This is a genomic window from Oceanobacillus indicireducens (assembly GCF_014647195.1).
Taxonomy (GTDB): domain Bacteria; phylum Bacillota; class Bacilli; order Bacillales; family Amphibacillaceae; genus Oceanobacillus; species Oceanobacillus indicireducens.
In genome coordinates, this window is record NZ_BMOS01000012.1 from 74,410 (window position 1) to 92,631 (window position 18,222).

Annotated in this window: 22 protein-coding genes; 14 read left to right on the plus strand and 8 right to left on the minus strand. The window is 38.1% G+C overall.

The annotated features are described in order from the left end of the window. Window positions 1-95: 95 nt before the first annotated feature. Entirely contained in the window at window positions 96-545 is a 450-nt protein-coding gene (gene cbpB, locus IEX94_RS10160) for a cyclic-di-AMP-binding protein CbpB (protein ID WP_188857076.1), read from the minus strand. 537 nt (window positions 546-1,082) lie between these two features. Between cbpB and IEX94_RS10165 the strand changes: the two genes are divergently transcribed. The 3 genes from IEX94_RS10165 to IEX94_RS10175 all read left to right on the plus strand — a co-directional run bounded on the left by IEX94_RS10165 (window position 1,083) and on the right by IEX94_RS10175 (window position 3,293). Continuing rightward, window positions 1,083-1,943, plus strand: coding sequence for a metallophosphoesterase (locus IEX94_RS10165; protein WP_188857077.1), 861 nt, complete (start codon window positions 1,083-1,085; stop codon window positions 1,941-1,943). A gap of 96 nt (window positions 1,944-2,039) precedes the next feature. Then, window positions 2,040-2,612 carry an SCO family protein gene (locus tag IEX94_RS10170; RefSeq protein WP_188857078.1) on the plus strand — a complete coding sequence of 191 codons (573 nt, stop codon included), beginning with the start codon at window positions 2,040-2,042 and terminating at the stop codon, window positions 2,610-2,612. A 210-nt stretch (window positions 2,613-2,822) separates the two neighbouring features. Next, entirely contained in the window at window positions 2,823-3,293 is a 471-nt protein-coding gene (locus IEX94_RS10175) for a YkyB family protein (RefSeq protein WP_188857079.1), read from the plus strand. Between the two features lie 219 nt (window positions 3,294-3,512). On the opposite strand, the gene IEX94_RS10180 is transcribed toward IEX94_RS10175, so the two are convergent. The 3 genes from IEX94_RS10180 to IEX94_RS10190 form a co-directional block, all read right to left on the minus strand. Then, window positions 3,513-4,970 carry an aldehyde dehydrogenase family protein gene (locus tag IEX94_RS10180; protein ID WP_188857110.1) on the minus strand — a complete coding sequence of 486 codons (1,458 nt, stop codon included), beginning with the start codon at window positions 4,968-4,970 and terminating at the stop codon, window positions 3,513-3,515. A 13-nt stretch (window positions 4,971-4,983) separates the two neighbouring features. Then, complete coding sequence (locus IEX94_RS20135) at window positions 4,984-5,847, minus strand: methyl-accepting chemotaxis protein (RefSeq protein WP_188857080.1); 864 nt, start codon at window positions 5,845-5,847, stop codon at window positions 4,984-4,986. Between the two features lie 250 nt (window positions 5,848-6,097). Continuing rightward, the gene (locus IEX94_RS10190; protein WP_188857081.1) at window positions 6,098-6,424 is read right to left on the minus strand and encodes a hypothetical protein; all 327 of its coding nucleotides are present in this window, start codon (window positions 6,422-6,424) and stop codon (window positions 6,098-6,100) included. Window positions 6,425-6,539: 115 nt separating this feature from the next. Here IEX94_RS10190 and IEX94_RS10195 point away from each other — a divergent pair, with 115 nt between their 5' ends. Beyond that, window positions 6,540-7,457, plus strand: coding sequence for a DMT family transporter (locus tag IEX94_RS10195; RefSeq protein WP_308425594.1), 918 nt, complete (start codon window positions 6,540-6,542; stop codon window positions 7,455-7,457). A 46-nt stretch (window positions 7,458-7,503) separates the two neighbouring features. On the opposite strand, the gene IEX94_RS10200 is transcribed toward IEX94_RS10195, so the two are convergent. Both IEX94_RS10200 and IEX94_RS10205 read right to left on the minus strand, forming a co-directional pair. Further along, complete coding sequence (locus IEX94_RS10200; protein ID WP_156856322.1) at window positions 7,504-7,671, minus strand: FbpB family small basic protein; 168 nt, start codon at window positions 7,669-7,671, stop codon at window positions 7,504-7,506. Between the two features lie 451 nt (window positions 7,672-8,122). Beyond that, window positions 8,123-8,308, minus strand: a complete 186-nt coding sequence (locus tag IEX94_RS10205) for an aspartyl-phosphate phosphatase Spo0E family protein (protein WP_188857082.1) — start codon at window positions 8,306-8,308, stop codon at window positions 8,123-8,125. A gap of 126 nt (window positions 8,309-8,434) precedes the next feature. Here IEX94_RS10205 and lepB point away from each other — a divergent pair, with 126 nt between their 5' ends. The 4 genes from lepB (at window position 8,435) to IEX94_RS10225 (ending at window position 12,125) form a co-directional block, all read left to right on the plus strand. Continuing rightward, window positions 8,435-8,965 (plus strand): signal peptidase I, encoded by a 531-nt coding sequence (lepB, locus tag IEX94_RS10210; RefSeq protein WP_188857083.1) that lies wholly within the window; start codon window positions 8,435-8,437, stop codon window positions 8,963-8,965. 598 nt (window positions 8,966-9,563) lie between these two features. After that, a complete protein-coding gene (locus IEX94_RS10215; RefSeq protein ID WP_188857084.1) occupies window positions 9,564-10,715 on the plus strand; it encodes a zinc-ribbon domain-containing protein in 1,152 nt (383 codons plus the stop codon). Between the two features lie 33 nt (window positions 10,716-10,748). After that, window positions 10,749-11,891, plus strand: coding sequence for a S1C family serine protease (locus tag IEX94_RS10220; protein ID WP_188857085.1), 1,143 nt, complete (start codon window positions 10,749-10,751; stop codon window positions 11,889-11,891). A 102-nt stretch (window positions 11,892-11,993) separates the two neighbouring features. Beyond that, entirely contained in the window at window positions 11,994-12,125 is a 132-nt protein-coding gene (locus IEX94_RS10225) for a YjcZ family sporulation protein (RefSeq protein WP_188857086.1), read from the plus strand. Between the two features lie 78 nt (window positions 12,126-12,203). Here the strand turns inward: IEX94_RS10225 and IEX94_RS10230 are convergent, their stop codons facing one another. Both IEX94_RS10230 and IEX94_RS10235 read right to left on the minus strand, forming a co-directional pair. Then, window positions 12,204-13,568: a TrkH family potassium uptake protein gene (locus IEX94_RS10230; protein WP_188857087.1), complete on the minus strand. Its 1,365-nt coding sequence runs from the start codon at window positions 13,566-13,568 to the stop codon at window positions 12,204-12,206. A 28-nt stretch (window positions 13,569-13,596) separates the two neighbouring features. After that, window positions 13,597-14,007 carry a YwpF family protein gene (locus tag IEX94_RS10235; protein WP_188857088.1) on the minus strand — a complete coding sequence of 137 codons (411 nt, stop codon included), beginning with the start codon at window positions 14,005-14,007 and terminating at the stop codon, window positions 13,597-13,599. 156 nt (window positions 14,008-14,163) lie between these two features. On the opposite strand from IEX94_RS10235, the gene IEX94_RS10240 reads away from it, so the two are divergent. From IEX94_RS10240 to spoVAE, 6 genes are all read left to right on the plus strand, one after another. Continuing rightward, window positions 14,164-14,901, plus strand: coding sequence for a hypothetical protein (locus IEX94_RS10240; RefSeq protein WP_188857089.1), 738 nt, complete (start codon window positions 14,164-14,166; stop codon window positions 14,899-14,901). A gap of 24 nt (window positions 14,902-14,925) precedes the next feature. Beyond that, window positions 14,926-15,666, plus strand: coding sequence for an oxygen-insensitive NADPH nitroreductase (nfsA, locus tag IEX94_RS10245; protein WP_188857090.1), 741 nt, complete (start codon window positions 14,926-14,928; stop codon window positions 15,664-15,666). A gap of 152 nt (window positions 15,667-15,818) precedes the next feature. Beyond that, window positions 15,819-16,271 (plus strand): YhcN/YlaJ family sporulation lipoprotein, encoded by a 453-nt coding sequence (locus IEX94_RS10250; protein ID WP_188857091.1) that lies wholly within the window; start codon window positions 15,819-15,821, stop codon window positions 16,269-16,271. A gap of 17 nt (window positions 16,272-16,288) precedes the next feature. Next, window positions 16,289-16,762: a stage V sporulation protein AC gene (gene spoVAC, locus IEX94_RS10255; protein WP_188857092.1), complete on the plus strand. Its 474-nt coding sequence runs from the start codon at window positions 16,289-16,291 to the stop codon at window positions 16,760-16,762. 1 nt (window position 16,763) lies between these two features. Beyond that, window positions 16,764-17,768, plus strand: coding sequence for a stage V sporulation protein AD (gene spoVAD / locus IEX94_RS10260; RefSeq protein WP_188857093.1), 1,005 nt, complete (start codon window positions 16,764-16,766; stop codon window positions 17,766-17,768). Window positions 17,769-17,775: 7 nt separating this feature from the next. Continuing rightward, complete coding sequence (gene spoVAE / locus IEX94_RS10265; protein ID WP_188857094.1) at window positions 17,776-18,126, plus strand: stage V sporulation protein AE; 351 nt, start codon at window positions 17,776-17,778, stop codon at window positions 18,124-18,126. Window positions 18,127-18,222 lie beyond the last annotated feature (96 nt).

An 18,222-nucleotide genomic window follows, 5' to 3' on the forward strand; every position in this document is an offset into this window, starting at 1 on the left:
TCAGAGGTTTTGTCCCACTTTCTGAATCTATGAATACATGAAGTTTAACCAATAAAAAAACCCCAAATATTATGGGGATATTTATTCGTTAGAGATTATTTTTTATAATGTTTCATATAAATGTCTTTCTTCAATTCCTTTAATATGGCTCGACGCGTTAAGATTCCGTCGAAGTAGCCATCTTCGTCAACTACACAGATAAAGGCATGATTGATTAATGCATTCAAGCCATCCACTAAATTATTCTTCCTTGTCAAACATGGTATATCGCTGTTCATTACCTCTTCTACGCGCATTTCTGACAAGTTTTCGATTTCGAATCGTTCTAACCCAAGAATTTCATTTAGAATCACGGTTTTGCCAACTATACCTACTAATTTATAAGACGAATCAAGTACAGGTACTGCGGCATAACCAGATTTCACAAGTACAAGTAAAGCATGTTCTAGTGGATTGTTTAGTTGGACATGAGCAACCTTCTCCGATGAAATCATTAGTTCTTCTACAAGAATATTTTGTAATTCCCTTTCTTGCATGGTACTCAAAAAAATTACCCCCTTCTCAAACTATATATCCATATTTTGTGCGGGTTAATTATTACGTCTTGCCCTTGTGTAACTACAAGTTTAAATACATGGTCGCGCTAACATTTCTCTAATGATCGTTAGTTAATTGTCATATGGACTCACTTCTATACAAAGATGCTCCTCTTTTATTGTATCAGATAACAAGATATTTTACGAAATTCAAACACTCAAAAGACAAATTGAAGACGTTTGGTTGGTATGTTGCGAGGGAATGCGAGCAGGTTATGACAAGGATAATGAAGACTGCATTTAAAAAACTTCATCTTATTAAAGTATATCGTTTTAGAAGAATTATGTCAATGATTTAACAGATAATTTAGATTATAATGCTTTTACTCGGAACCTTTAAAGTAAGTACAGTTACATTACTTATCCAGATTCCGCTTTATCCCTGTAGATTTCTCCCTGTACGGAGCCTTTGCTTACATGCTATAATCGGAAAGTATAACTATTTAAACAGGACGGAAAGTTTTTATATAGAAAGGTTTGACCCAGATGAATCGACGAGCATTTTTAAAGCGAGCGGCAGGATTCACAATGACTTTAATCGGCTTAAGCGGGGGAACATTTTTTTACAGTAGAGAAATTGAACCAGCAAGTCTACATATCCAAAAAGAAAACATTACATCGGATAACATTCCAACCACCTTCCATAAAAAGAAAATCATTCAATTCTCTGATACCCATCTTGGATTTAATTATTCGATTGAGAACTTAGAAAAGCTTGCCAACCAAATTAATAAACGTAACCCGGACATTATTTTGTTTACAGGGGATTTAGTCGATAACCCTAAATATTTAAAAGCCCAAGAACACAAACCGATTATTGAAGTACTTAGCAGTTTGAACGCTCCCTTAGGAAAATATTGGATTTATGGAAATCATGATCATGGCGGTTACGGTACGGAAACAATTCTCGACATCATGGAAGCAGCTGATTTTACCTTATTACAAAACAGCCATGTAGAAATTAGTTCGGAACAGGATACGTTCATTCTTGCAGGAATTGATGATCTAATGCTAGGCAAGCCCGATTTGGATGCTGCATTACAGCAAGCAAACCCAGAGTTATTTACAGTCTTGCTTGCCCATGAACCAGATTTTGCAGATGAAGCGGTAAAATATCCGGTAGATGTACAACTTTCAGGGCATAGCCACGGCGGTCAAGTGCGCTTACCTATCATCGGACACCTCTACACCCCTCTTTACGCGGAAAAATATGTACGTGGTAAGTATTTAATCGACAATCAGTTGCAATTATTTGTAAATGCAGGCATTGGGACTACCCGTGTCCCCTACCGTTTATTTTGTAAACCTGAAATCCATGAATATACACTTCAAGCGAATTTGTCATAAAGGTTTCACAGGAAAATCATTGGGATCAGCTAAAATCAAAAGAAAAGCATGCTATACTAAATCTAAGCATTATACTTAGAAAGGAAGATTGCTTACATGAAGCGCTTGTTATTTATCTTGGCACTCTCCCTTTTCCTTGCGGGCTGTGGTGAAGCAATCGAAACGAATATGAGTCAAGATATGCTCGACTTCGAATTCACCACCCAGGATAACGAAACGCTGAGCCTTAAGGATTTAGAGGGTAAATACTGGATTGCAGATATGATTTTCACAAACTGTACGACAGTATGCTTACCAATGACCGCCAACATGAAAATACTCCAGGACCGTTTAGCTGAAGAAGGATATGACGATATCGAACTTGTATCTTTTAGCGTCGATCCTGATTATGATACACCGGAAGTACTGCGCGAGTATGGAGAAGGCTATGATGCAGACTTCAGTAATTGGACATTTCTAACGGGTTATGATTTTGAAACGATAAAGGAAATTTCCATCAAATCGTTTAAGAGTTTACTTGCCGAAGCCCCAGAAGGTACGGATCAAGTAACGCATGGAACTAGATTTTTCCTGATCAATCCTGAAGGAGAAGTCATTAAGTTCTACGACGGAGTGCAATCCGAAAGTATGGAATCAATAATAAATGATATCAAAAAGCTAAATGAATAAGATCACCTACCAAAAGCATTCACTACGAATGCTTTTTCGCTTTCCATAAAGTGAAACTTCATTCAGTGGGGATTTATGAACTGTATGCCTACAGACTTCAAATGGTGAGACACGAAAGACTATAAAAAATCTATCAATCCCACCCCATTGCCTAAACCGGATCTTTAAGGTACGATAGATATACTAGAGGTATGCTAAAGGAGTGAATTTATGAATACAGATAGTGATCTACACGAAATAGCTCAGGCAATTTTCAGTGTTAATCGCCATGCGAAGACTGCCCCAGAGCCCCAACATTTATATTTCATCAAAAAAGAAGCGATCAATAAGCTGCTAAGAGAAAAACGCGCAAAAAAGATAGGCCTTCATTTCTCGGACAGACCTAAGTACAGCAACCAGCATTCCACACTGCTTGTTAAAGTGGCAGATTATTATTTTCACATTCCTCCAACAAAGGAAGACTTCAAAGAATTGGAACATCTCGGTTCCCTGGATAAAAACTACCGAAATCCCCAATCGAAAATGTCACTTTCACAGGCTAAGCGGATTTTATACCCTTATATCAACTATAAGTCTTCAACCAAACCGAAAAGAAATCGATCATATGCATCAGCTTACTATACACCCTCATCACTTGGTAAAATGAAATGGCCACCGACCAATGGATATAGAAAATATTAACCCTCTAGTTAAGCTCAATCGAGTAATGACTAACCATTAACTACAGACATAATAAAGTCCTTTATTTTCTCTAAATAAGAAAACAAAGGACTTTTTCGTTACCCATATATAATAAAGCTAAATACTTCGTAACATAATTATTAGACTCTGTTTTTTTATAGACCTATTTTCTATGCTGCAGAAAACTGCGCAAGTATGGCTAGAAGGGGGTTATTCACCTTAAGAATATGGATAAACTCGTTTTGTGTGCTGAATGGAAATCCATTTAGTTGTAGTAAATGCATCTAAGCTCCATTCTCCATTTAGTCGTCCAATTCCTGAATTTTTGACACCACCGAAAGCGACGTTAGGCTCATCATTAATTGTTCCATCATTGATATGGATCATGCCAGTGTCCATTCGCTTTGCAAGCTCGGCACCACGCTCTACATCTCTTGTATGAATTGCACCACTTAAACCATACGGGCTTTGGTTGGCATAGTTTAGAACTTCTTCTTCATTTGCTACTTTCATAATAGATACAACTGGTGCAAAGAATTCCTCATTTGCAATCGTCATATCTGGAGTAACATCAGTAAATACAACTGGTTCTATTACGTTCCCTTTAACATTTCCTTTAAGTAAAGGAGTTGCCCCCTCTTCAATACCTTTTTCAATTAATTCTACAGTCGTTTTAACTTGGCGTTCATTAATAACTGGTCCAATAATCGTGTTTGGATCTTTCGGGTCACCACAAGTCAAACCAGATACTGTCTTGATATATTTTTCCACAAATTCATCATATACATCTTCATGAACAATTAAGCGATTAGTTGACATACAGATTTGTCCTTGATGTGTGAAGCGGCTAAATACGCCTGCACTTACTGCTAAATCAATATCTGCATCCTCTAAAACAACTAAAGCACTATTTCCACCTAATTCCAGATGAACTTCTTTTAGATTTCTTCCAGCAACTTCTCCTATATGTTTTCCAACCTTTGTTGATCCTGTAAAGGAAATAGCACGTGGAATTGGGTGTTCTACAAATTTATCTCCAATTTCCGATATTTCAGTAGTAATCACATTTAACAAGCCTTTAGGCAGTCCAACACTCTCAAATATTTTAGCAATAAGTGTTCCGCCTGTAATTGTTGTATGCTCATGCGGCTTCAATACGACACCATTCCCAGTAGCCAAAGCCGGTGCAACAGATTTCATGGATAAGAAAAACGGGAAATTAAAGGGACTAATAACCCCAACCACACCAACTGGTACACGATAAACACGGTTTTCTTTACCATCAATTGGAGATGGTAAAATGGTACCATTCATGCGCATAGGAAAAGTGGCTGCTTCTTTTATCAAATTTGTAACTAAGCCAATCTCAAATTCTGCTTTTAAACGTGTACCACCAATCTCATCCGTAATTATATTAACAATTGCTTCATGATTTTCATTGATATAATCTACAGCTCTATCAAACACTTCTCTTTGTACAACTGGGTTTGTTTTCGCCCACTTTTCTTGTACAGTTTGTGCCGATTCATATGCATCATTCAAATCTGCTATACTAGCAGCTTTATATGTTGCAATAATTTCACCATTGTATGGGTTTTTATTTTCTATTATAAGATCACTAGAACCGTCTTTCCATTCTCCGTTAATATATTGACTTGCTAATTCTTTATAGTTCATCTCATTCAACCTTTCATTCACTTTTTAACTCCATGTTTTCTCTAGCTAATTCCGCTAAACTACGAATATTTCCATTGATTTCTTCCATTGTTGCTGTTAGTTCTTCAATCGAAGCGGATTGGGTATTGGATTCCAAATTTACTTTTTGTATATCCTTATCCAGATCCTCGATTACACTTTTAATTTGGGTTGTAATATTTTGGATTTCCTGTACATTGTCCTTTGAATTAGTTGCCATTTTTCTAATTTCATCAGCGACAACTCCAAATCCTCTCCCATGTTCTCCAGCACGTGCTGATTCAATAGCTGCATTTAAACCAAGTAAATTACTCTGATCCGCGATATCCCTAACAACTGTTGAAACTTTGTCAATAAGGTCTACACTATCTGTTACTTCATTTGCCTTTTCAGAAACAAAGTTAAGATTCGTAGCTAGTTCATTAACTGATTCTGCCATTTCTTGAACCGTATTCGTTACATCATTAATCACATTGGATAGACTGCCAGCTATTTCTGAAAGTTTGTTCGCCTTATCGACATTTAACCCAACACCAACTCCACCAATTACTTTCCCATGCTCATCATGCACAGGTGTTGCACGAGAAACAAGATTTACTCCAAATAAATCAGCCGGTACCACCATAGCCTGATTTTTATTTTCATGAATCGCTTTCGCAATAATATCACCTTCAAGCAATGGATCACCAGGAGCTACATGAAGTGAGAAGGTTTTCGCAGGAATATTGATTAGCAATTTTTCTGTATCATAAATCCCTATTGTTATATCATCATTAACTAGCATTTGAAAATATGGAGCTACTTGGATAAAGGACTGCAGGACTGGATGTGCCTCTTTTTGTATTAAAGAATCTTGCATTATTCTACGTCTCCTGTCATAAATTTACCCGGAATAGGTATATGTATTTATTTCTATTCTTTATATCGGTTATTTATAGTCAATTTGAAGTGTTTAATGGAAAAAATATGAAATACCATTTTGTTTGTGATCTATATTATTCAGTAAATTTAATAAGACTTTAAAAAGGTCATGAGCTAAACTCATGACCTTGCACACGCACCTTTTAATAAAATTCATATCTAAAAAGGGCGTGACAGCATTCAACTGTCTACGCCCTTTTACGAACGATTCGTTTAAATACAAACCTGCACCCCAAACCGAAGAGTAGTAATAACCCATAAATACCAATGATCTGTAGTAAATATGGCAGAAATATGACTGCATGCCCTTCTTTTTTTCCAATGACTAATATAAAGAAGAATAGATTCAGAAAAAAGCTGCTCCCCACAATAAAAGCGAGTAAATAATCCCTTTCTTTACCCCACTCGATCAGGCGTCTAGCTAAAATAAACATACATAATAACAATAATAAACCCGCGATAATAAAAAGGAAATCATAATGAAAAATTATCAATTCGGAAAAGAAACGCTCCATGGACTAAACCTCCAGCTAAGTAACTTAAATAGCCCCATTGTTCCCATTTCACAAAATTACTATACATTTAAATACTTTACTAATATAATGATATGAAAATGGAGGAAAGAGAGCGATGCTGGTGAATAAAGCATTTATTTATATTCTTATTGGAGCGGCGTTATGGGGGACAATCGGTTTTTACGTAAAGAATCTCTATACATACGGCTTTACTCCGATGGAAGTTGTGACACTGCGGGTATGGACATCAGCTTTTATCCTTGTCTTGTATTTATTGTGTACCACCCCAAGGAGCTTGAAATTACATAAAATAACGGATATTAAATATTTCATTGGCACTGGCGTATTCAGTATTGTATTTTTCAATTATTGCATGTTTACCGCTATAGAAATATCATCAATCCCAGTTGCTACCGCATTACTTTATACAGGACCGACGTTTGTCACAATCTTTTCTTATTTTTTATTCAAAGAACCGTTAACACGGATTAAAATCATTGCCCTTTTCATTACATTATTTGGCACGAGTCTTGTTGTTGGATTAATTCCCTTTGATAAAGAAGCTTTTAAGTTGGGAAGTATGATTTTCGGAATTGGTTCGGCAGTCGGCTATGCACTGTACAGTATATTCAGCAAATATGCCCTAAGGAAATATACATCTTTAACTATTACCACTTTCACATTTTTAACTGCGGCAATTGCTTTAACCCCTTTCTTTCCTTATAAGGAAAAAGCCGGCTTGCTAATTGAGCTAGAAGTATTGCTTTATGCATTCGGTTTAGGACTGCTGCCTACTGCTGTCGCATACATTATTTATACCCATGGATTAAATCAAACAGAAGCTTCAAAGGCTTCCATTCTGACGACGGTAGAGCCTGTCGTTGCAACGTTAATTGGCATCTTCATCTTCCAAGAGGCGTTCTCATTCATTCAGATGCTAGGAATGGCTGCTATTATCGCCGCTGTCATTATTGTTCAAGTTTATAATAAGCGTGATAATCATATAGCTGATAATCAAAAAATTAGAGCATAAAAAACGGGGAGTCGTTCTAGCCTCCCCATTTCTTCATGCTCTATTATTATTCATTAGAAAAAAGTTCAGCGTCTTGCTCGCGTTTTTTTCTAGCATTCGCTTCATGTCTTTTTTCCAAACGCATCTCCAGCTGATTGATGCTATTTTCATCCTCTAGCATCTCTCTTATATTTTGGCTGACGAGTTGCTCAAAACTCATACGTTTAGGTCTCATCTTTTTGCACTCCTTTACACATACTAGTTTCATTATACCCCATTTTCCGCTTTTCTAATCTAAATTATTTGAACATTTTAGGAACTTTAATTCGAAATTAACGGAAAATTATTATTTCAATTATATTATATGTCATTTGCTGATAATTTTCAAACAAATTACTCTTTTACTTACCACATTCGCGCAATACTTCTCGAAATATGTAACCGTTTATTCATAAAGTGAAACTTCATTTAGTGGGGGTATCTTTACAGCCCCCACTGAATGTTAGTTGAACAGAATCAGGTACTTACGGACTGTTTATCCCCGCCTTCACATTTCGGGTTTCCCTCCTGTTTAGAGGTGGGGATATTACAGACCGTTAATACGTGATAATTACAAAGTTTTCGCTCCGAATCATACTCCTGAATTATACTCTTCTATCACATTATAAGATTTACTTCAAATTACTTTATTGTTTTGTTTTTATTTTAGGAGACGATACCTGTTTTACCCGTTCGTATTCATTCAATAACTGGTCCAACTCCTTACTGATTGTAATGCACTTTTCATGATTCAATCCATTCTCCTCCGCTGTCTGAATCATTTCTTTACGTAGAACTTCAATTTGTTTAAGCATGTCCACAAGCGTATCCATTGAAATTATAGCACTCCTTTAAAACTGAATTGTAATTCATTAGTTGTCATGAAAAAAGTTCATCGTTTACTGTCGATAATGCAAGGAAGTTATGCTACTATAAAAAGTGAATTATAATAGAAAAGGATGGTAGCATTGGCTACAAAACGAAAATCCGAGTGGTTTGAATGGTTAAAAGCCATTGCAACCGCTGTTATTATTGCCCTTTTAATCCAAAATTTCGTATTTGCCACATCGATTGTTGAAGGTGATAGCATGGAACCGACACTCGAAAATGGCGAAAGACTCATCTTTAATAAAATGATTTATCTCCTTAATGAGCCTAAGCGCGGAGATATTATCATCATTCAACAAACAGACAAAAATTATGTCAAGCGAATTATCGCTCTTCCTGGTGAAACAGTTGAAATCAGAAATAGTGAATTATATATTGATGGAGAAAGATACATCGAAACATTTCTGAGCGAAGAAATTAGCAGCAAAACTGGAGAATTCGGCCCGATAGATGTTCCTCAGGATAGTTATTTTGTGATGGGAGATAACCGTGCGATTAGTAAAGACAGCCGTAACGGCCTTGGATTTATTCAGCGCGAGGAAATCATTGGAAGGTCAGAACTCATTATTTACCCAATTAGTGAATGGGGTCGAACAAGATAAAGTGAAACTTCATTCAGTGGGGGTTTCCTTACCTCCTCCACTGATTGTTAGTTGAACAGAATCAGGGACTTACGGACTGTTTATCCCCGCCGTAACATTTTGGGTTTCCCTCATGTTTAGAGGTGGGGGTATTACAGACCGTTAATACGTGAGGAAAATCAAAGACACACGTGCCCTTACATTAAGTTTCGCGGGCGCCCGGGACTTCGACTACTTGTCTCACCGAAAAGCGTTTGTACTAGCAGATCACTAGCCCGAGCAGAGCTAACGCGGCTACAGTTAGAAACTCGTTATTCAGAGCGGCTTTATTTTATAGTTTTCTACGCAACAATGGAAACAGGGCAGTCGGGTGTGGCTGCCCTGTTCGATTCATTACTTTTCATTATCTAATAAACAGTAGCCCATGTTTAGGATAAGAATGCCGAAGAGAACAATTACATAAATTGTTTCCATTCATATGCACCCCTTTCATAATTTATCATTTATTTCATTCAAAATTAAAGCTATGTATCTCATCATCCCTCTTATCATATCAATTTTTTCCTTTTAAATAAAGTATTTATGATAAAATAATATAGATTATTGGAGGTGGTAGACCATGTATTATTGCCCAAATTGCGGGACGAAAGTGAAAGAAGATGAGCATTTCTGTTTAAAATGCGGGAAACCGCTACCGGATATAGAGGCAAGACTCGAACCCGCAAGATTCCAAAAATGGTGGATACTCCCGATCGCCATGTTGGTCATTGTTATAAGTAGTGTTTTTATATCATCCTTCTACTTCAATCATCAATCTGCAAAAGCAATTGAATTATATACGGAAGCGCAAGAATCCCTGCAAGAGGATGATTATGAACAGGCGAATCAACTTCTTCAAGATTCTCTGCGCCACCGGAAAGATTTCGACCAGGCTCAAGTAGCGTTGCAATACACAACGGAAGCGATAAACATTGGAGAACAATTGGAAAAAGCAGAGCAACTCCTGCAAACCGAAGATTATAATGAAGCACTCGATATTCTCCATCTAGCAGAAGATAAATTGAAGACATATCAAGGTCCTGTTGTCAGTGAACTCGTGGAAAAGATTGATCAAACGCACGCCTCTGTCCTGATGGAACAGTTAAAAGCGAAACTGGAAAAAAGTCCAAGCATGAATGAAATTCGAATGCTTATTTGGGAAGCAGAAGAAATAAATCATCCTGAAGCGAATGAAATTGTCATGCAATTACGGAATGAACTCATTGAGTACACTTTCTCTACAGCAAGTGAAGCATTGAATCATAAACAATTTAACGATGCCCTTTTAATTACAGAGGATGGATTAAAATACGCACCAGATTCCGAGAAGCTGCAAAGTTTATTAGCAAATATTAATAAAGAAAAAAGTTCTTTTGAAACTGCAGCAAAGGAACGTTTGGAACAAGCAATGGATACCGTCTACCAGGAACATCAAATGAATGAGAACGATGCGATTGAAGTTGTTTCTATAAAAGTGGAAAATGATGAGGATGGTAGAGTTATAGTTAATGGAGCAGTGAAGAGTAATGCCACCGTTCCTATCAATTCAATACTTGTTGATTACGCTCTTTCGCGGAATGGGGAGGAAATTTTAACGAATGAAATATTCGTCTATCCAGACACACTCTACCCAAACGAACAAGGTAAATTTGAGTTTACTCATTTTGATTTAAAAGACAAGTCCAGTGAATTGGAAGCAGAAATAAAAAGAATTACATGGTATACCGACTGATCAATCGGATACTGATATCTGAGGTGAAGCTTCATGAAACAAAGACGATACCCCGCTATTCTCATAAGTATTGTCATTCTATTAATTGGCATGTTTATCCTGTTCAAGATGTATTCCGACTGGAAAAATACGGAGCTTACTGTCAATCAACCGTTTGTCAACCATATTGCCGAAAATAGCAAGAATCTAGATTTGAAATCAATTATACACGAAGCGGAAAAAAGCGTGATCCAAATTGAAGGACATAATGAGTACAGTACAATTACCGGGTCCGGATTTTTATATAACGATAAAGGTGACATCATTACGAATGCCCACGTCATTCAAGATGCGGATGCAATCTACGTCCGTACATCAAATGCAAGATTTTATCCTGCCGCTGTTGTTGGTATGAGTGATGATACAGACATTGCAGTCATTCGTGTACCGCAACTCGCCAATCGTGAACATCTTTCCCTCTCTAATGATTTAGCGGAGATCGGGGATGAGGTCATTGCTCTTGGCAGTCCACACGGCTTCCAAAATACCGCAACACTAGGAATTATTTCAGGTACGGAGCGAGACTTGGATGTTGATGGATTTCATTATGCCAATGCCTATCAGATTTCCGCACCGATCACCCACGGTAATAGTGGCGGTCCTCTCATTAAAAGAGAAACTGGTGAAATCATTGGTATCAATTCTGTTGGGATGGACGATGGGATGTTCGGATTCAGTATCCCGATAAACGAAGTAATTGACATCGTGAAAGAATGGTCCAATGAAGCTGTTAATGAAGATTTAAAATTTGCCAGTATCACAGATATTGTAAATAACATAAATATGGAACAAGGTGTACAGGATGCTAATTACCTAATCGAGTATTTCTGGGATAGTATCGGCATCCGTGATTATATCAGTGCCTACTCACTTCTCGGAAGCAGCCTGCAACAGAGCACTTCCTATGCAGATTTTAGGAACCAATATATTCATATCATTGATTTAAGAATAACGGATCCAGAAAGTGAAGTATTAGATAATAATCAAATTAAGACAACAATTGAAGTTGATGTCATTGAACGGGACAGCAATCAAGATGATGAAAAGGAGCAAACGACTTCTCATCAATTTGAATTTATCTTTGCTTATGAAAATGATCAATTAAAAATCATAAAAATTACAGATTCAAGCGATTAATTGGTTTTTGTTTGGAGCCTCCTTGTCCTTTTCTGTGCGAATGACTATACGTTTTCTGTTTTCCTGCATATAGTAACACTGTAGATGTGGGAGGTGAAACATATGGGCTACGGATTTGGCGGCGGCTACGGTTGTGGTGGCTACGGCGGAGGCTATGGTTATGGCGGCAACTTCGCTTTAATCGTGGTACTTTTTATTTTGCTAATCATTGTCGGAGCAGCGTTTTACTTCTAAAAAACGAATGAATAGCTTGTGCATTCCCCACCCAATGCACAAGCTATTTTTGTTTATCATTTTTAAACTTCTATATCACTAACCGATAATGATCCTTTCTTTTGGATAGCGGACATTACTCTTCGTTACGCGTCGCCGGAAGATAAGCAAGAAAGTAATGATGCCGACCCTCCCGATAAACATGAGGAGCATCAGCAAAACTTTACTTACAATACTAAGGTCCGCAGTAATGCCCATCGAAAGTCCAACCGTACCAAATGCCGAAGTGACCTCAAATAAAATCTGCGTTAAAGAGAAATCCTCAACAACCGAAACGAGCAAGACTGAAACAAACATAATGAAAAATGCAACCAATGTAATTGTCACAGCTTTCCTCAAGTCTTCTTCGTGAATTTCTCTGTTAAAAATCCGCACCTGCTTCTTCCCGCTAATATACGTTAAGATAAATAACATCACAAGGGCAAAAGTGGTCGTTCGGATCCCCCCACCTGCACTACTCGGCGAGGCACCGACAAACATAAGAAATGACATAAAGAGCTGATTTGCATCTGTTAGCTGGCTAACGTCAAGTGTTGCAAGTCCGCCACTTCTCGTCGTCACAGATTGGAAAACCGCATAGAAAAGGGCTTCATGCCAGACAACTCCCTTGAAAAAACCATTAAAGTCCAATACAAATATCCCGATTGCTCCAATGAGAATCAATGCGAAGAAAGTTGTAACCGTCACTTTAAAAAATAAAGAAAAGCGATACGTCCTATTTTTCTTCCTTTTGCCGAGCAGGAACTCTTTCCCTTCAATTAAAACAGGAAAACCTACCGCTCCAAAAATAATTAAAAACATGACCGCACTTTGAATAAAATAATCGCCACGAAACGGTATCATTGAAAAGCCTGTCAGATCAAAGCCTGCATTCGAAATAGCCGTAATCGTTGTAAAATAACCATGAAAGAAAGCTTCTGGTAACGATTCATAATATCTTACATAATAAAAACCTAAAATAATGACAAAAAGCAGCTCAACAAACAAGAGTAGAATAATAATTTGCTTAATTAAACGAACGATTCCCTTAAAACTTGGCTGGTTCTGGTCGGTCATAATTAGTCTTCTTTCGATTAAACCAATTTTCTTACCAATTAATAACCAGATTAACGTACTGATCGCCATCACGCCGACAGCTCCAAGGTGTAAAATAATCGTCAGAAAAATAATTCCGGTAGTGCTGAATGTATCAACAATTGAAATCGTGCTTAATCCCGTGACACTGAGCGCACTAACGGCTGTAAATAAAAGATCGATAAATGAAATAGATACATTTTCTTTATATGCTATAGGTAGCGCAAGAAGCGCAGTCGAGAAGATGACTGCAGCGATATAAAAAAGCAGCAGCAGTTGAACTGGGGTTAACCGATTCAACCAAATTAGTTTACCATCACGAATGTTCATTGCCGAGATACTCCTATGACTTTAATTTTCAAAGATATTCTTTAAACTTATTCAGCAAGTCTCCTCCTCTATTTCCTTCCTTCATCAATTGCTGAAGAATTTCCTCTAACTTATTTGTCTTTTGGTCCACCATCGTACCGAGGAATAATATATTTATATTATCACCAATTTGATTGATACCAATGATGGACGTAATGAAAGTTGCCAATTCATTCAACTCTGTTGTAATTTTGACATGGATAATCAATTCTTTATATGTTTCTTTTAATTCTGTGAAATAATCCAAGAGATCACGCTTCGTATATGCTTCGATTAACCAGCGATTTTCTTTATCTTCCCGATTAATACTTAATCCGTCGATTAGCGGGATATGTACGGTTTGATATGTATCTGAATGGAATTCTACAATTTGCAGCTGTTTTAATTTAAAAGTTTTCATCCTAATTCCCCCAACCATTTCGTTATATTGAAGTGTATCAAAAATTTTACGAGATGGGAATAAAACATAATAATTATTTAAAATGCAAAGCAACTGCATGTTTATAAAAAGTAGTGTACAATTGGATTGTGAAAAAACAACTAGGGAGCGGTTACTATGCGAATGATTCTTCCTGTCGCGCTCATTGTAATTCTTTTATCAGCTTGTCTTGAAAACGATACGATTTCTCCAATTCATAAAGCTGATTTAGATCTTGAACCGTTGACAACATCCGCTGCAGCAGAATCTGAGCCATTGGATCAAGAGCCTGTAGATATAGAGGACTACGCGGAGTTTACAATTAATGAAGAGATCGTCTCCCTGTCCATCCGTGATATTCCGATACTTCATCAGTTTTTACAAGCTCAGAAAAACCCACAGCAAGCACTTAAAGAAATGGAACTGGAGAAGTATATATTGGGGCTCGAAGAATTCTTTATTTTACGTTTCTCCTGCCATCATGACCAATGCTCTTATCTTCTTTTACATCCAGACCAAAATAAGCCTGCATTTCTAGTGGCAGATATGGCAACATATGAAAGTCACACGTTCTCTCCAGATGCAACAAAAGTGGCTTTTCACTTTACCCGCCCGGGAAATGGACATTTGACTCCTGGTCATATTGTTATATTCGATCTTCAACATTGGACGACTGTCTCAATGGTAAGGGACAATGAAAAAACAGGTAGCCTTGGTTTTACATGGCCAATCCTCTCATTCGAGTGGATCGATGATTCATCGCTTGCAATTGATTTTCCCGTTTTGACCGAACCGAGTGAAGAGGCCTGGGACGCTTGGAACGCACTTGAAGAACAACCTACTATCACAACAACTTATAATCTAACAATAGAATAATTTTAATATAAAGGAGAGCAACCAATGAACGAAACACTTAAATTACTCCACAATCACCGCTCTATTCGAAAATTCACACGAGAGAAATTGACGAAGGATGAAGTAAGAACAATCGTAGAAGCTGGGCAACGGGCCTCGACTTCAAGTAATGTTATGGCCTATTCCATTATTGGCGTAACAGATGAAAACATAAAAAAAGAATTAAGAAAAGTCTCTGGGCAACCCTACGTAGAGAAGAATGGCTACTTATTTGTTATCTGTGCCGATTTAAGCCGGATTGCCAATCTGGATTCGAACGGGGTACAAGGAAATGTTAAGCAGAATCTGGAAAGTACGGAACAATTCATCGTCGCGACTGTAGATGGTGCGTTAGTGACGCAAAATATGGTTATCGCCGCGGAATCTCTCGGGTTTGGCGCATGCTTTCTTGGAAGCTTACGGAACGATATCAACCGGGTTGACGAGCTTCTGAAGCTACCGGCATATGTTATCCCGCTATTCGGTCTAGCTGTTGGCCATCCAAATCATGAGCCCGACATTAAGCCTCGCCTGCCATTCGAAGCAGTATTCCATGAAAATACATATGATCAAGCAAAACATACGCATATAGAAGATTATGATCGAATCCTGTCAGATTATTACCAGCGGCGTGATTCAAATCTTAAAGATGATAACTGGTCGAAGCAAATGCTCCGAAAATATAACGTACCTACCCGTATGGATGTCGCAGCATACGTACAAAGCAAAAATATGAATAGACATTAAACATCAGGTTAACCTTCCCTGATGTTTTTTCTTCTTCCTCACCTCTCGCTTAATTGATAGGAAGTAAATTCCAAGTATATTTCCGACCGATTTCCCAATGCTAAAAACTGTAAGTTCAAGAACATAAGACCTTGCAGAAAGATGTGATTTCAATGAAACCTAACGTATTTGCAGTTCCCTTTCTTCTCTTACTTATATTGAGCGCTTGCGCAACGAATGACACTGGACGATCAGCAAGTGAAACAAATCCCTCCATCATGCGCACCTCGACCAATTTTAAACAAGAAACGAGTAACCATGCAAAAGAACTTATTGAACAAGAGCATGATGTCAATGAAGTGATTGCAATCAATAATGACAAAGTAATTATTGTTGCCGTTGATCCAAAACATCATGACCGTTTGCAATTAAAAGACTTGAAGAAGGATCTGAAAAACACGGTTGAATCCACATTCAATAAACATGAAGTTGAACTATCAACAGATCAGAAAATCTTTCTCGAATTAGAGAAACTGGAACAACGGTTAAATAGTGGGGATTTATCCAAAGCTGAATTAAATAAAGAGTTAGAAAGAATCCGCAAGCTTTCTAAAGAACAGACATAAGGAATGAGGTGTTTTACATGACAGAGCAAAAAAATGAGCAAAAGAAGGCTAAACAATATCAATCCTTTGAGGAAAAACGAGAGACGAAGCGGCCAATTTTACTTAACTGTGTAAAAGCCTTCCTTATCGGTGGCCTTATTTGTTTAATCGGACAAATAATCACCACCTTTTACATTTATTATTTCGACTTCACCGAACAAACAGCAGGCAATCCAACTACTGCAACGCTCATTTTCATCACGATGATTCTGACAGGTTTTGGCCTCTATGATCGAATTGGTCAATTCGCTGGTGCCGGTTCAGCTGTTCCTGTTACCGGGTTCGGTAATGCAGTCATTTCTGCAGCGATGGAACACCGTACAGAAGGTTTTATTATCGGGGTAGGGACAAATATGCTTAAACTTGCTGGTCCCGTCATTGTATACGGTGTATTTGCCGCATTTATTATTGCATTAATCAAAACGATTTTCCTGCAATTGGGGGGCTTATAATATGTTACTTGGAAAGCAGACATGGGAATTTAAAAATCGACCGGTCATTCTCGCTACCGGTATAACGGGAGGACCATTTGAAGCAGATGGCCCTCTCCGCAGTGATTTCGACCATTTATTTGATGATGGCTGGCTTGAAGAAAAGTCTTTTGAGAAAGCACAGCAGCGTTTAATGGAAGAAGCAGTTAAAATTGCCTTAAAGAAAAGCCCGATCGAAAAAGAGCAGGTAAATTTCTTTATAAGTGGAGATTTAATCAATCAAATTACTCCTACAACATTTAGTGCCAAGGCATTGGCGATGCCTTACCTCGGCTTATTCAGCGCTTGTGCTACCTCTACAGAAGGGCTCGCATTATCCGCTGCTTTACTTGATGGCGGATTTGCCGACTTTATTGTAAGTGGCTCATCTAGTCACCATGCCGCAGCGGAAAAACAGTTCCGCTATCCGAATGATTATGGCAGTCAAAAACCCCCGACTGCGCAATGGACTGTTACCGGAGCGGGTTGTGCCGTTCTCAGTAAGCAAGGGAATGGTCCAACTGTGACCTCTGCAACAATTGGGAAAGTCGTTGACATGGGAATAACGGATCCTTTCAATATGGGAGGGGCAATGGCCCCCGCTGCAGTGGAAACGATTCAAACACATTTAAAGGAAAGAAACGTAGATGAAACTTATTACGATCTGATTATAACTGGAGATCTCGGTAAAATTGGAAGAAATACTTCTTTTGATTTATTAAAGCAACAAGGCATTCAACTAGAAGATAAGCAATACGTGGACTGTGGTATGACGATTTACGGTCCCGATCAACCTGTTCAAGCAGGTGCAAGCGGCACAGCCTGTTCAGCAATTGTCATGTACGGGCATTTTCTGAAACGGATGATGCAAGGAGAGTTTAAACGGATGTTACTTGTAGCTACCGGCTCTTTGCACTCCCCGTTAAGCGTTCAGCAAAAGGATTCGATTCCCGCTATTGCACATGCAGTCTCAATTGAAATGGAGTGACTTGTTCATGATATTTTTCTGGGCATTTGTTATTGGTGGTCTTATTTGTGTTATTGGACAGATTATGTTTGATGTATTCAAGCTCAGTCCTGCTCACACATTAACAACTCTCGTAGTTTTAGGTGCTATTCTTGACGGACTCGGTTTATATGAACCGTTAATTGATTTCGCTGGGGCAGGTGCGACTGTTCCGATTACAAGTTTTGGGAACTCTTTAGTCCATGGAGCCATGGCTGAAGCCGAGAAACACGGGCTGATTGGCGTTGTTACGGGGATGTTTGAAGTGACGAGTGCCGGTATTTCAGCAGCAATTATTTTTGGAGTTCTCGGTGCCATTCTCTTTAAGCCGAAAGCCTAGTGTTTTGTAACAGACAGATCTTTCACTTATGTTATCAAAAGAACATTAACAACCATATTCGCACCGCTAGCGCTTGCTGCCTTTTACTCCTTTTTT